This is a genomic window from Acidothermus cellulolyticus 11B, assembly GCF_000015025.1.
GTDB classification, from domain to species: domain Bacteria; phylum Actinomycetota; class Actinomycetes; order Acidothermales; family Acidothermaceae; genus Acidothermus; species Acidothermus cellulolyticus.
On the sequence record NC_008578.1, the window covers coordinates 95,388 to 108,639 of the forward strand.

13 protein-coding genes and 1 riboswitch are annotated in these 13,252 nt (G+C 66.6%); of the genes, 10 read left to right on the forward strand and 3 right to left on the reverse strand.

Annotated elements, in window-relative coordinates; genetic code table 11:
• Positions 1–5 precede the first annotated feature (5 nt).
• The 3 genes from pstC to pstB are packed head-to-tail and all read left to right on the forward strand — an operon-like array spanning position 6 to position 2,663.
• Complete coding sequence (gene pstC / locus ACEL_RS00490) at positions 6–1,004, forward strand: phosphate ABC transporter permease subunit PstC (protein WP_011718932.1); 999 nt, start codon at positions 6–8, stop codon at positions 1,002–1,004.
• On the forward strand, positions 1,001–1,897 hold the full coding sequence (gene pstA, locus ACEL_RS00495; RefSeq protein WP_011718933.1) for a phosphate ABC transporter permease PstA: 897 nt from the start codon (positions 1,001–1,003) through the stop codon (positions 1,895–1,897). The genes pstC and pstA overlap by 4 nt, the downstream gene beginning before the upstream one ends.
• Entirely contained in the window at positions 1,890–2,663 is a 774-nt protein-coding gene (gene pstB / locus ACEL_RS00500) for a phosphate ABC transporter ATP-binding protein PstB (protein WP_011718934.1), read from the forward strand. The genes pstA and pstB overlap by 8 nt, the downstream gene beginning before the upstream one ends.
• A 33-nt stretch (positions 2,664–2,696) precedes the next feature.
• Here pstB and ACEL_RS00505 read toward each other — a convergent pair whose 3' ends face one another.
• Both ACEL_RS00505 and ACEL_RS11260 read right to left on the reverse strand, forming a co-directional pair.
• Positions 2,697–3,509, reverse strand: a complete 813-nt coding sequence (locus ACEL_RS00505; RefSeq protein ID WP_011718935.1) for a serine hydrolase domain-containing protein — start codon at positions 3,507–3,509, stop codon at positions 2,697–2,699.
• A gap of 27 nt (positions 3,510–3,536) precedes the next feature.
• The gene (locus ACEL_RS11260) at positions 3,537–5,150 is read right to left on the reverse strand and encodes a tetratricopeptide repeat-containing diguanylate cyclase (protein ID WP_193138702.1); all 1,614 of its coding nucleotides are present in this window, start codon (positions 5,148–5,150) and stop codon (positions 3,537–3,539) included.
• Positions 5,151–5,600: 450 nt separating this feature from the next.
• On the opposite strand from ACEL_RS11260, the gene ACEL_RS00515 reads away from it, so the two are divergent.
• From ACEL_RS00515 to groL, 5 genes are all read left to right on the forward strand, one after another.
• The gene (locus ACEL_RS00515; RefSeq protein ID WP_011718937.1) at positions 5,601–5,912 is read left to right on the forward strand and encodes a DUF3263 domain-containing protein; all 312 of its coding nucleotides are present in this window, start codon (positions 5,601–5,603) and stop codon (positions 5,910–5,912) included.
• 367 nt (positions 5,913–6,279) lie between these two features.
• Positions 6,280–6,567, forward strand: coding sequence for a LytR C-terminal domain-containing protein (locus ACEL_RS12075; RefSeq protein ID WP_148204487.1), 288 nt, complete (start codon positions 6,280–6,282; stop codon positions 6,565–6,567).
• A 9-nt stretch (positions 6,568–6,576) separates the two neighbouring features.
• Positions 6,577–7,440, forward strand: coding sequence for a trehalose-phosphatase (gene otsB / locus ACEL_RS00525; RefSeq protein ID WP_011718939.1), 864 nt, complete (start codon positions 6,577–6,579; stop codon positions 7,438–7,440).
• A 428-nt stretch (positions 7,441–7,868) separates the two neighbouring features.
• Positions 7,869–8,028, forward strand: a riboswitch (SAM riboswitch).
• A 16-nt stretch (positions 8,029–8,044) separates the two neighbouring features.
• On the forward strand, positions 8,045–9,301 hold the full coding sequence (gene thrC / locus ACEL_RS00530) for a threonine synthase (RefSeq protein ID WP_011718940.1): 1,257 nt from the start codon (positions 8,045–8,047) through the stop codon (positions 9,299–9,301).
• Between the two features lie 198 nt (positions 9,302–9,499).
• On the forward strand, positions 9,500–11,119 hold the full coding sequence (groL, locus tag ACEL_RS00535; RefSeq protein WP_011718941.1) for a chaperonin GroEL: 1,620 nt from the start codon (positions 9,500–9,502) through the stop codon (positions 11,117–11,119).
• Between the two features lie 148 nt (positions 11,120–11,267).
• Here the strand turns inward: groL and ACEL_RS00540 are convergent, their stop codons facing one another.
• The gene (locus ACEL_RS00540) at positions 11,268–11,561 is read right to left on the reverse strand and encodes a WXG100 family type VII secretion target (RefSeq protein WP_011718942.1); all 294 of its coding nucleotides are present in this window, start codon (positions 11,559–11,561) and stop codon (positions 11,268–11,270) included.
• A 366-nt stretch (positions 11,562–11,927) separates the two neighbouring features.
• Between ACEL_RS00540 and ACEL_RS00545 the strand changes: the two genes are divergently transcribed.
• Positions 11,928–12,620 (forward strand): copper homeostasis protein CutC, encoded by a 693-nt coding sequence (locus ACEL_RS00545; RefSeq protein ID WP_011718943.1) that lies wholly within the window; start codon positions 11,928–11,930, stop codon positions 12,618–12,620.
• A 195-nt stretch (positions 12,621–12,815) separates the two neighbouring features.
• Positions 12,816–13,205, forward strand: coding sequence for a cold-shock protein (locus tag ACEL_RS12860; RefSeq protein WP_011718944.1), 390 nt, complete (start codon positions 12,816–12,818; stop codon positions 13,203–13,205).
• Positions 13,206–13,252 lie beyond the last annotated feature (47 nt).

Consider the following 13,252-nt stretch of genomic DNA (forward strand, 5'->3'; position numbering starts at 1 on the left):
CGTCGATGACGCGAAGCGAACCGAGTGCGGTGCCGGCGGCGGTTTCGGGGGGCCGTCGCCGGCACCGCGGTGCTGCGGGTGACAGCGTCTTCCATGTCGCTGTATGGGCGGCCGCTTGCTTCGTACTCGCCGTGCTTGCCGCGATTATCATCTTTCTTGCCTGGCGGGCGGTTCCCGCACTCCGGGCGGACACCGCGAACTTCTGGACGACGACGCGTTGGCTACCGGACAACACGCCGCCCGCATTCGGTGTCGCCGCCCTGGCGTTCGGTACCTTTTTGTCAGCAGCGTTGGCCCTGGTGATTGCCGTACCTGTTGCGTTGGGAACTGCACTGTTCGCGACTGAGTACGCCTCACCGCGGGTTGGCCCGTGGCTCGGATATCTTGTGGACCTTCTCGCCGCGGTCCCGAGCGTGGTTTACGGCTTGTGGGGCCTGTATTGGCTCGTGCCGCATCTAACGCCGGTACAACATGGCCTTGCCCGCACGCTGGGCTTCATCCCGCTCTTCAGTGATCCGCGTGGAGTAACAGCCCAACCAAGCCGCTCAATCTTCGCCGTGTCGCTCATTCTTGCCGTCATGATCATTCCCATTATTGCGGCGGTGTCTCGCGAGATCTTCTTGCAGGTTGAGCCCGGCTTGCGCGAGGCGGCGCTGGGCATCGGCGCCACCCGGTGGGACATGATCCGGTTAGCCGTTCTGCCGGTGAGCCGGTTCGGACTCTTCGGGGCCGTCATGTTGGGCCTCGGCCGCGCGCTTGGTGAAACAATCGCGGTGGCACTCGTTCTTGGTTCGTCCTTTTCCATCGACTTTCATCTTCTGGTTCCCGGCAAGAACACCATCGCGGCGAATATCGCGACGCAGTTTGCCGAGGCCGGCCCGACCGGGCGATCCGCGCTGATCGCAAGCGGCTTGGTGCTGTTCGGCATGACGATCGTCACAGCGCTGCTCGCGCGCTTCATTATTCGACGTTCCGGTGCTCAAGAGCGGAGCGCGATCGTATGACCGCGTCCAGCCTGTTGGCCGCCTCGAAAATCCAACGCCGGGCTCGCTCGCGCCTCGTGAGCGGCACGATGAGTCTTCTCATTGCCGGCGCTTTCCTCCTTGCCGCGGTTCCGTTGTTTCTAGTGGTCGGTTACACGCTGTCCCGTGGCGTCACGCACTTTTCGTGGATCTTCTTCAGCCACTCGCTCGCGGGCGTTCCCCCGTCACAGCCAGGTGGTGGTATCGCCGCAGCAACAATCGGAACCATCGAGCAGGTGGGCATCGCCACCCTTGTGAGCGTGCCGCTCGGCCTGGCGGCGGCGATTTACCTGGCCGAATATGGCGTCGGCACGCGCTTCGCCGGGGCGGTGAGCTTCCTGGTCGACGTCATGACAGGGGTTCCGTCGATCGTTGCCGGACTCTTCGTTTACGCCTTCTTCGTCATTTCCTTGCACCGCGGATTCTCCGGACTTGCCGCCGCCCTGGCGCTGAGCATTCTCATGCTCCCGGTCGTGATTCGGTCCAGCCAAGACATGATCGCCGCCGTCCCGACGTCGCTTCGGGAAGCCGGCTACGCACTCGGCCTGCGACGCTGGCGGGTAATTGCCTTCATCGTCCTGCCGACCGCCAGGAGCGGCCTGGTCACCGGCGTGATGCTGGCCGTCGCACGGGTCTGCGGCGAAACCGCCCCGTTGCTCGTCACCGCCTTCGACAACGCGTACATCAACACGAACCCGCTGCACGGTCAGCAGAGTGCACTCCCTCTGGTGATTTTCAACCAGGCACAGCAGGCGTATCAACCCGCGGTTGATCGCGCGTGGGCTGCGGCGGCAACCCTCATTCTCGCCATCGTCACGCTCTACATCACCGCCCGGCTGCTGGCACGTCGACGCCTGGGAGGCAAGAGTGGCTAAACGCATAGAACTGATTGACCTGTCGTGTTCCTATCGAGACCGGGTCGCGGTCACCGACGTCACGATGACTATAGAACCGAAGTCGGTAACCGCCATTATCGGTCCATCCGGCTGTGGTAAGTCGACCGTGTTGCGGGCGATCAACCGGCTCCATGAAACCATCCCCGGTGCCAAAGTGCACGGACGTGTGCTGCTCGACGGGGAGGACATCTACGATCCGCGCATCGACGTCGTCACTGTCCGGCGGACCGTTGGGATGGTGTTTCAGCGCCCCAATCCATTTCCGACCATGTCCATCTACGACAATGTCGCGGCAGGTCTTCGCCTTGCCGGCGTTCGACGCGCAGACATGGACGACCTTGTCGAGGAGGCTCTTACCGCCGCGCATTTGTGGTCCGAAGTCAAGGACCGGCTGCGCCGACCAGCGGGCGCGCTCTCCGGGGGTCAGCAGCAACGACTGTGCATCGCCCGCGCCATCGCTGTCCGACCCGATGTTCTGCTCATGGATGAGCCGTGCTCGGCACTCGACCCGATTTCGACACTTGCCATCGAGGATCTCATCCGTGAATTGCGAAACGACTACACTGTCGTCATCGTCACCCATAACATGCAGCAGGCCAGCCGCGTCAGCGACATGACGGCATTCTTCACCGTCGAAGGTCCGGGCCAGCCCGGTCGGCTCGTTGAATATGCCGACACGAGCAAGCTTTTCTCCGTGCCGGCGGATCGTCGCACCGAGGACTACATCACCGGCCGGGTCGGCTGAGTTCCCGCCGCGGCGTCTGCCGTCGCAGCGCCATTACGAATGCGAGCCGAATTCGTCCAGGACGGCGGCCGAGAACCGCGGCCACGCTTCGACCGCCCACGGTCCAAACTCGGTTCCGGCCAACACAGCGCACCCGATCCGGGCAACGGGGTCGATCCAGAAGAAGCTTCCTGATCGGCCGAAATGGCCGAAGGTCTCCGGCGAATTGGCCGGTGCGGTCCAATGGGGTGTCTTGGCGTCTCGTATCTCAAACCCCAGCCCCCAGTCGTTCGGCTCCTGCCGGCCAAAGCCGGGCAGGACGCCGCTCAGTCCCGGAAATGCAACACTGCGGGCGGATCGTAGGGTTTCCACGGCGACGAGCCGAGGTTCGAGGAGCTCGGCAGCAAAGCGCAGCAGGTCGGTGAGTGGTCCGCGCAGACCGTGGGCTGGGCTGCCAATCAGCCGGGTTCGCGTCATGCCGAGGGGGGACAGCACGAGGTCCGCAATGATGTTTTCGACGTCCTGACCGGTCCGTTCCGCGAGAAACTCGCCGAGCACTTCGTAACCGGCATTGGAATAAATGCGCCGGGTTTCGGGCGCACAGAGCGGCTCACGGGTGTCGGGCCCAAGTCCCGAGGCGTGCGCGAGCAGGTGACGAACCGTGGCGCCGGGCGGTCCACAGGGCTCGTCGAGGTCGACATGGCCCGCCTCGGCGAGTCGCAGCACGGCGTATGCGAAAACCGGCTTGGTCACCGAGGCCCACGGGCGAACCTCATCCGCCGGGCCGGCGGCGGTTTGACGAGGACCTACGACACCGGCCGCCGGAGGCGGAGCAGGCCAGGCGCCGAGCAGGTCAAAGGCCGACACGTCTTGGAGCGTATGCCGGCGCTGTTCTCACGCTGCCGCGACCCGGTCCCTGCCTTGCTGCTTGGCCGCGTACAGCGCGGAGTCCGCCGTGAGAAGCGCCTCGGAAAGGTCCATGCCGGGCTGAAACTCCGCGACACCAATGCTCACGCTCACCCGCAAATCTGGAGCGATCTTCTCCCAGGAGAATGCCTTCACAGCCGACCGGATCCGCTCACCGACCCGGATTCCGGTCTTGCGTGGCGCGCCGTGCAGAACCAGTACGAATTCATCGCCGCCGAATCGCGCGACGACGTCGTCTTCCCGGCATTCACCGCGCAGAATCGCGGCAATCGACCGCAGCACCTCATCGCCGACCGTGTGGGAGAAGGAATCATTCGTCGTCTTGAAATCGTCGAGGTCGACGAAGAGGAGCGAGCTGACGGTGTCAGATTTCGCCAATGCCTCGAGCGCCATGTCAAGCGCCCGCCGATTGGCCAGGCCGGTCAGCGCATCACGCAGGGCCTCATGCTCGACCCGTTCATTCTCCGCGGCAAGTTCCAGCATCTGCATGCGGACCATGACGTTCTCCAGCCGCCGCTCTCGTTCCCGCCAGAGTGCGTGGGCCAGGAGGGCCGCCGCGTGCCTCGCATAGTCGAGACCAGGATGGTCGCCGAACCGGCACCGCTCGACCTCCGCAGCGTACAGCGACGTCGTGATGTGCCACTGCCGAGAGAAACTCGGGTCAGGCAGGCCGGCGGCCACTTCGAGATGGTGCCGCGCCTCCTCAACTCGGCCAAGGCTGCTGCAGGCACGGGCCAGGGCGAGCCGCAGGATGAGCGCGTCTTCGCCACCCACGCTCCGGGGATCCCCCTCGCACCCTTCCAGAAGGGCGGGGAGGGCGAGCTCCGGTTCGTCCAACGCCGCCCACGCGGCGCCTTCACAGAGCCGGCCGACGCGGCGCCAGAAGCCGGTGAGTTCTCCCTGCTGTATTCGCATCGCGAACCGCAGCGCCTCGCGAAACCGAGCGGTCGCTGCGTCCAGCTCACCCATGAGTTCCAGGAGGTTGCCCCAGCGCAAATCATTGCGGGCGCAGACGGCGTCCGCCTGACGGACGAGGAAGACCGACGGCTGTGGCAGCCGGGCGCAGCGCCGCAGGTAGGACGAGGCAATTTCAAAGAGCTCAGCGACGCTGGCCGCGTTCGCAACCACGACGAACGCACTCGGCTCGGCCACCCCCTGTGACTCCAGCCGCGACAGGGTGACCAGCGCGTCGATCAGTTCATCCAGGGCGCGTTCGAACTCGCCACGCGCGAATCGTGCGGTGACCAGTTCACCGAGCGCCCGCAAACGTCCGGCGGCATCACCGTGCGCGTCGTAATGCGCGACCAGCTCCTCCGCGACGACGACCGCCTCGTCGATCCGATCGGCGCTGACCAGCGCGCCCGTCAAGACTTCGCGGACCTGCCAGGCCGTCGCGTCGTCGCCGAACCAACGGGCAAGTGCTTCGTTGGCGAGAATCCGGCGGACCGCGCCGTCCGGGTCGACGCCGCAGTGAGCCAGTGCTCGGAACGCGTCGAAGACCAGCCACTGAGCCGGCCCAGCCGCGGTCGGCCGGACCGTGATGGCCCGGCCGGGCGCCGGCTGGTCGTCTCGAAGCGCCACTGGGAACTCCGCTCCGCTCGCACGCGAATTCGTCGTGAATTCGTGGTTTCTCATCGGCACGATGCCCGCTCAGCTGGTGAACTTTTCGTCGTTGACTGCGACATAACGGCCACCTGGTTGGCCTAACCCGCCGGTAGCCCTATCGTGCTGTCCGCTGTATGGCGGAATGCCCGGTACGCACGACGGATGGGCGTGCTCGACTGCCGGCGTGCGGGCTCGGGCGATGCGGCCGCGTACCGGGGTCGCGGCAGGGCGGCGCACCTGCCGGTGGGCGGGGTGTCGTCGTTCCGTCGCGGAGGGCTGCCGTCCCGGGAGGGTCGCCGTTGCTGCGCATCAGACATTGGTTGCGGGTTGCCGCGCGCGAATGACATCCGTGTAGTTTGCGGGCTACGATGAGACGACCGCGAGGCATGGCCGGATCGTTCCGGCTCGATCGTCGAGGAGGTCGCCATGGAGACGGCAGCACATTCCCTTCGCGACGCGGCTTCCGAGGATCACCATCCGGTCGAGTCAGGGCTGACCGATCTTGAGCGTCGGATTCTGGAATTCGAACGTCAGTGGTGGAAGTACGCCGGCGCCAAGGAGCAGGCGATGCGCGATCTGTTCGGCATGTCGGCGACGCGTTATTACCAGACGCTCAACGCGCTGATCGATCGTCCCGAGGCGCTCGCGGCGGACCCGATGCTGGTCAAGCGGCTTCGGCGACTGCGCAGCGCGCGGCAGCGGGCCCGTTCCGCTCGCCGGCTCGGCCTGCAACCCTGAATTCTCGGACCGTGCCGGGTCGATGGCCAGGCTCTCCCAACCGCCCGGTGTCCCGCCCCGATCCGGTGGCGCACATCGTGCACGGCCGACCGGCCATCGGGGACGACGATTGCTCGGCTCATTCCTTGCAGTGGCGATCGCCGGATTTGGCGTGTGGGCCGCTCTCACCTGGCGAAATCCGTCGCGACCCGCGGAGTCCGCCGCGACCCGGCCGGCGTCCGCGACATCGGCGTCCGCGATATCCTCAGCCGCTCTGAGATCAACCGGCCCTACCCCCAGCCCGACGGCCGGTTCGTCGACCTCCGAAGCTTCGACCGCGACCCCGTCGTCGGCCGACTCCACCGTGCCCTCCTCACCTTCGGTATCGATGACGCGACCGGTGGTCGACGTGCTCAACAACAGCCGCATTCGCGGTCTGGCCGCCAAAGCCGCGAAGGACGTGCAGGCAGCCGGCTGGACCATCGGCACAGTCGGCAATTACTCCGCGCATGTCCTTCCGGCGACCACGGTCTTCTACCCCGCGGGAGAGCGCGACGCCGCCGAACAACTTGCCGCTGAGTTCCACATTCGCCAGCTGTCTCCTGCTGACCCGCAGATGTCCGGCGCCCATCTGACCCTGGTCGTGACGAGGGACTGGGACACCCTCGGCGGGTAGTCTCCCGACGTGACCCACCATCCCGCTTCCACCGACGCCGAGCGGGTCACGTCGGTCGTCGCAGCAATACGCCACGACCCGGCGCATGTCCTGCTCGCGTCGGACGTCGACGGCACGTTGGCACCGATAGCTCCGCATCCTGCGGCAGCACGGGTTCATCCGGCGGCCCCGGGGGTGCTTCGCGCTCTTGCCCATCGGTTGGGGGCGATTGCCATCATCACGGGCCGGCCGCCGCTGGACGCCGCCCGGCTGCTCGGCTTTGCCCGGCCGGACGGCACCCCCGACGACGTGCCGCACACCATCGAGGTCGTTGGGCACTACGGCATGCAGAGGTGGTCCCCGGCGGACGGTTTGTCGCCGGTTGCCGCTCCGGAGGCCATTCAACGCGCGCGTCAGCGGGTGGACCAGATCCTTGCCGGCGCGCCGAGCGGGACCCTCCTGGAAGACAAGGGCATCGCCCTCGCGCTGCATGTCCGCCAGACCGCGGATCCGCTGTCCGCGCTGGCGCAGCTTCGAGGACCACTCGAGGAGGTGGCTCGGGAGTGCGGGCTGAGGTTGGAGGCCGGCCGTCTCGTGTGGGAGCTACGGCCGGCTGGGGCCGACAAGGGTTCCGCGCTGCGGCGGCTTGTCGACGTCCATCGGCCCCGTGTCGTGGTGTACATCGGTGATGATGCGGCCGATCGTGCCGCGTTTGCCGTGATTGCCGAGCTGCCTGAAGTGCTGGGTCTTCGCATCTGCAGTGCATCGCAGGAGGTATCCGAACTGCGTGCCGTCGCTGACCTGGTGGTTGACGGTCCGGACGGCGTGGTGAGCTGGCTGACTGAGCTTGCGCAGGTACTCGGTGTGAGCGCCGATGGCTCGCGGACGCCGTGACGGCAGACCCGTCCGGCGGGAGGTCGGTGCGAGCGGTCGTCAGATTGAGCCGGTCCGGGCTCCGTGCGCGCGGCCCGGGGAGTGGTGCGACCAGTCGGGGGCCGGGCACGCCCGGTCGGGGCCCCGTGCGGCAACAAAACGGGGAGCCGAGAGCGCCCGGCTCCCCGTACCGATCAACCTCGGCCAGGAGCGTCCCTGCCCGACACGCTCCTGCCCGCGGCTCCCCTCCGGTGGTTAGAGATTATCGGTTCGGACCATGATTCATGGCCATTCTCGGAGATTCGCGCCAACTCCGACCAGCCTGATCGTCGCGAGATTGGGGCTACCCCGGCCGGTCGCCGGGAACGGGCGGGACCGGCGGAGACGAAGCCGAGGGGCGTGTGCATCGCTCGTGCCGGCTCGCTACCCTGAAGGCACAACGGAATACCCGCTCATCGAGAGGGGCTGAGGGACCGGCCCGGTGAAGCCCCGGCAACCGTCACGGCGGTGTGGACGCCGAAGAGGCGCTGGAGTTGCGGCGCCAACGCGAGGCCACGTCGTGATCGGTGCCAAATCCGGCCTGCGGAAGGTCCGCGGGGAAGATGAGGAGGAAGGCCTCGCAACCGTGACAGCTGTGTCTGCAACCGATTCGATTCTCGGCAATGCGGCGGCGCTTGCCTGCCGGGAGTGCGGCGCCCAGTATCCGATCGGCCCCCGGTACGCGTGCGACATGTGCTTCGGGCCCCTTGAGGTCGTCTACGACTATCCGAATATTTGTCGCGACACGATAGAAAGCGGTCCGCGCAGCATCTGGCGTTACCGCGCGCTCCTGCCGGTGCCGGACGACGTCCTCGACACGCCGAACATGGAACCGGGTTTTACGAAACTCATCCGCGCGGATAATTTGGCCCGCGAGCTCGGAATGCGCCGGCTTTGGGTGAAAGACGACACCGGGAATCCGACGCATTCGTTCAAGGATCGGGTCGTTGCGGTCGCGCTGGCTGCGGCGCGGGCTCTCGGATTCCGGGTGCTCGCCTGCCCCTCCACCGGAAATCTCGCCAACGCCGTTGCTGCTGCCGCCGCGCGCGCCGGAATCCGGTCGGTCGTTTTCATCCCGGCCGATCTCGAACAGCAGAAAATTGTGACGACGGCGGTGTACGGGGGCACGGTCATCGCGGTCGACGGGACGTACGACGACGTCAACCGCCTTGCCACGGAAATCGCCGGCGAAGAAGAGGATTGGGCGTTCGTCAACGTCAATGTGCGGCCGTATTACGCCGAGGGTTCCAAGACCCTCGGCTACGAAATTGCGGAACAGCTCGGCTGGCGGCTCCCCGAGCAGGTCGTCATTCCCATTGCGTCGGGGTCTCAGCTCACCAAGGTGGACAAGGCCTTCACCGAGCTGGGCAAACTCGGCCTGGTCGATGCCACGCCGTACCGGGTGTACGGCGCGCAGGCCGAGGGGTGTTCTCCGGTTGCCCAGGCGTTCCGCGCCGGGCTGGACGTTGTCCGCCCGGTACGCCCGAACACGATTGCGAAATCACTGGCGATTGGGAATCCGGCGGACGGTCCGTACGTGCTTGACGTGTGCCGGCGTACCGGAGGTGCGGTCGAGGCGGTCAGTGACGAGGAAGTCGTCGACGCCATGCGGCTGCTTGCCCGCACCGAGGGGATTTTCGGCGAGACGGCCGGCGGGGTGACCCTCGGCGTGCTTCGCAAGCTCCTCGCGAACGGGCAGCTGGATCCGGACGCCGAGACGGTGGTGCTGAACACCGGCGACGGGCTGAAGACGCTGGACGCCGTCGCGCCCGTGGTGACGCCGTCAGCGACCATCCCGCCGTCCGTCGAAGCGTTCCGCGAAGTGATCGAGCAGCTCTGCTGAGTCTTCCCACCACCCCGCGCTTGCACTCTCGACCCTTGAGTGCTAAACATGGCGCTAGCACTCCACATCGGAGAGTGACAACTGGCCGGGGCGGCGAGGTCTCGGCGGGACGGCGGAAGGGCCGCCGGATCGCGGGATCGGCCGTCGCGGGCGTCGCACCGGCCGCAAGGTTACGTCCCCACACGGGAGGACCACGCAATGGCCAAGATGATCGCGTTTGACGAGGCGGCTCGTCGCGCTCTCGAGCGCGGCATGAACCAGCTCGCTGACGCTGTCAAGGTGACGCTCGGCCCGAAGGGTCGCAACGTCGTCCTGGAGAAGAAATGGGGCGCACCCACGATCACGAATGACGGGGTGAGCATCGCCAAGGAGATCGAGCTCGAGGACCCCTACGAGAAGATCGGGGCTGAGCTCGTCAAGGAAGTTGCCAAGAAGACCGACGACGTCGCCGGTGACGGGACGACGACGGCAACTGTTCTCGCTCAGACCCTGGTACGCGAGGGTCTGCGGAACGTGGCCGCCGGCGCGAACCCGATGGCGCTCAAGCGCGGAATCGAAGCGGCGACCGAGCGGGTCTGCCAGGCGCTGCTCGAGATAGCCAAGGACGTCGAGACCCGCGAGCAGATCGCGTCGACTGCGTCGATCTCCGCCGGTGACACTGCCGTCGGCGAGATGATTGCCGAGGCGATGGACAAGGTCGGCAAGGAAGGCGTCATCACCGTTGAGGAGTCCAACACCTTCGGTCTGGAGCTTGAGCTCACCGAGGGAATGCGCTTCGACAAGGGGTACATCTCGCCGTACTTCGTGACCGACAGCGAGCGGATGGAAGCGGTCCTCGAAGACCCGTACATTCTGATCGCGAACCAGAAGATCTCGGCGGTCAAGGACCTGCTGCCCGTCCTGGAGAAGGTCATGCAGGCCGGGAAACCGCTCGCGATCATTGCCGAGGACGTCGAGGGCGAGGCGCTGGCGACGCTCGTCGTCAACAAGATCCGCGGTACCTTCCGCTCGGTTGCCGTGAAGGCGCCCGGCTTCGGGGATCGGCGGAAGGCGATGCTCGGCGACATCGCGGTACTCACCGGCGGTCAGGTGATCAGCGAAGAGGTCGGTCTGAAGCTGGAGAATGTCGGCCTCGACCTGCTCGGCCGGGCGCGCAAGGTCGTCGTCACCAAGGATGAGACGACGATCGTCGAGGGCGCTGGTGATCCGGAGCAGATCGCGGGCCGGGTCAACCAGATTCGCGCCGAGATCGAGAAGACCGACTCCGACTACGACCGGGAGAAGCTGCAGGAGCGGCTCGCGAAGCTCGCGGGCGGCGTCGCGGTGATCAAGGTTGGTGCCGCCACCGAGGTCGAGCTCAAGGAGCGCAAGCACCGCATCGAGGACGCCGTCCGGAATGCCAAGGCCGCGGTGGAGGAGGGCATCGTCGCTGGCGGCGGTGTGGCTCTGCTCCAGGCGGGCAAGACGGCCTTCGAGAAGCTCGACCTTGAGGGTGACGAGGCAACCGGCGCCCGGATCGTTGAGCTGGCGCTCGAAGCCCCGCTGAAGCAGATCGCGATCAACGCGGGTCTCGAGGGCGGGGTCGTCGTCGAGAAGGTGCGGAGCCTTGAGCCTGGCTGGGGTCTCAACGCCCAGACCGGTGAGTACGTCGACATGATCAAGGCGGGCATCATCGACCCGGCCAAGGTCACCCGGTCGGCGCTGCAGAACGCTGCGTCCATCGCCGGACTCTTCCTCACCACCGAGGCGGTGGTGGCGGAGAAGCCGGAGAAGGAGAAGACACCCGCAGCACCCGGCGGCGGCGACATGGACTTCTGACCGGCGCAAGCGTTACGTCGGTACCGGTGGGGCGGTTCCCAGGAGCCGCCCCACCGGCCTTTTCGCTGCGGACTTCGGTTCGCCGGGAAAGCCCGGACCGATCGGACGGATGAGCCGATCCGTCCGACCGATGAGCTCGTGAACGCCGCTATCCGCGGCCGAAACTCGCGGCGATCTGCCGCTCCGCTTCGGCGTAGTTGATGCTGGCCTGGTTGAGTAATTGAGCGATCCCGGTGAGCGCCTGGTGCAGTCCCTCGGCCGATTTCTGCCATTCAGCCCACAGCATTTCGAATCGCTGCTGCGCCATGCCCGCCCAGTCGGTGCCGAGCGGAGCGAGGGCGCCAGCCATCGCCCGCAACTCGCCTTCGATGGTTGCTGAACCGGAGTTCAGGCGACCGGAGAGAGTGGCGAGTTGCTCAGGGGTGACACGAATTCCGTTCATTGCAGCCTCCACGTAGTCGGGTTGGTGCAGACGGTCGAACGGTAGCGGGTGCCCGGCACCGATGCGTCCGTCATCCACAGCCCGCCGCGGAGTGGCGGTTCGTCCTGTCGATGCGCCGGCGGCTGTGGCGGAGCGGGGCGCTGACCTAGCGGCGTTGGCGGCCGGTTCGGGCGCGCGGATGCCGACCGAGCAGTGCGCTGGGGCTGCTCTGGAGTTCGGTGCGCCGGCGGCGGTCCTGGAGTCGGCGGGTGTCGGACCGGGCTGGGGGCTGGCGGCGGGAGGTCCGGAACCGTGCCCGATCCGCGGCAGCGCGCCGGCGTGTTATCGTTCCCCAGAATGGTCTAAACCAATTTTCGGAGGTTGCTCGTGGCGGAACCGTTGCTCGAGGTGGTTGCCCTTGATGTCGCTGATGCCCAGGCTGCTGTCCGCGGCGGTGCGGACCGCCTCGAGGTGGTGCGAGACATGGCCAGCGAGGGACTCGTGCCCACTGTGGAGACTTTTCTCGCCATCCGCGACGCGGTCGACGTTCCGCTGCGGGTCATGCTGCGCTCCACCGCGAGTTTTGCCATTACCGAGCGGGAGCTTGACGAACTCTGCGCTCTCGCCGCGACGTTGCGGCGCGCGGGCATGGAGGAGTGCGTCATCGGATTCCTCACTCCGGCAGGTGAGGTGGACCTGTCAGCCGTCCAGACCGTGCTCGAGGTCGCTCACCCGCGTGCGTGGACCTTTCACCGCGCTTTCGATCACGCGGCCGACGCGACGGCGGCGTGGAAGACGATTACGGCATTGGATGGGCTGGATGCCGTGCTGACCGCCGGGAGCCCGAATGGGCTGTCGATGACCGGCCTGTGCGAGCGGCTCTCCCTCGGCACCGACGGACCAACCTGGGTCGTCGGCGGCGGATTGCGCATCGACCACGTACCAGCCCTGTACAGCGAGGGTTTCCGTTGGTTTCACGTGGGACGAGCGGTGCGCCGCCACGAACGATGGGATGGGCCGGTGGACGTCGTGACAGTCCGCCGCTGGCGGGAAGTGCTCGACACCGTCAGCGGCGGGTAGCCGGGTCGATTGCGGTCGGTGGGCACGGGACGGCGCCTCCCGCACGGCGCGTGACCGATGGTCCGTGGCCCGCCTGGGATATCGCGCGTGACGGCGAACGCCTCTGGACTGCTGGCGCGTCTCATCGGCGGAGATGGGCTCTTTAGAATCGAGTTCCTGCCGATCCACTGGGAGTTTTCACAGAGAGGCTGCGCGGTGCCCACCGGCAAGGTGAAGTGGTACGACCCCGAGAAGGGCTTCGGATTTCTCACGCGCGACGACGGCGGCGATGTCTTCGTCCGCGCGAGCGCCCTGCCGGCTGGCGTGACCTCGCTCAAGCCGGGCAGTCGGGTGGAGTTCGGCATTGTGGAGAGCAAGCGCGGTGAACAGGCACTCTCCGTCCGTCTCCTCGATCCGCTGCCGTCCCTGGTTGCTGCGCAGCGGAAGAAGCCCGATGAGCTCGTCGTCATCATCGAGGATTTGATCAAGCTGCTTGACGGCGTGTCGAACACACTGCGCCGCGGCCGTTACCCGGACCGGACGACGAGCCGGAAGGTGGCCGCCGTCCTGCGCGCTGTGGCTGACGACCTCGAACCCCCGCACTAGACCTTGAGCCTCGGTAGACCGTGCTGGCTCTGGCGGGTCGCGCCGTC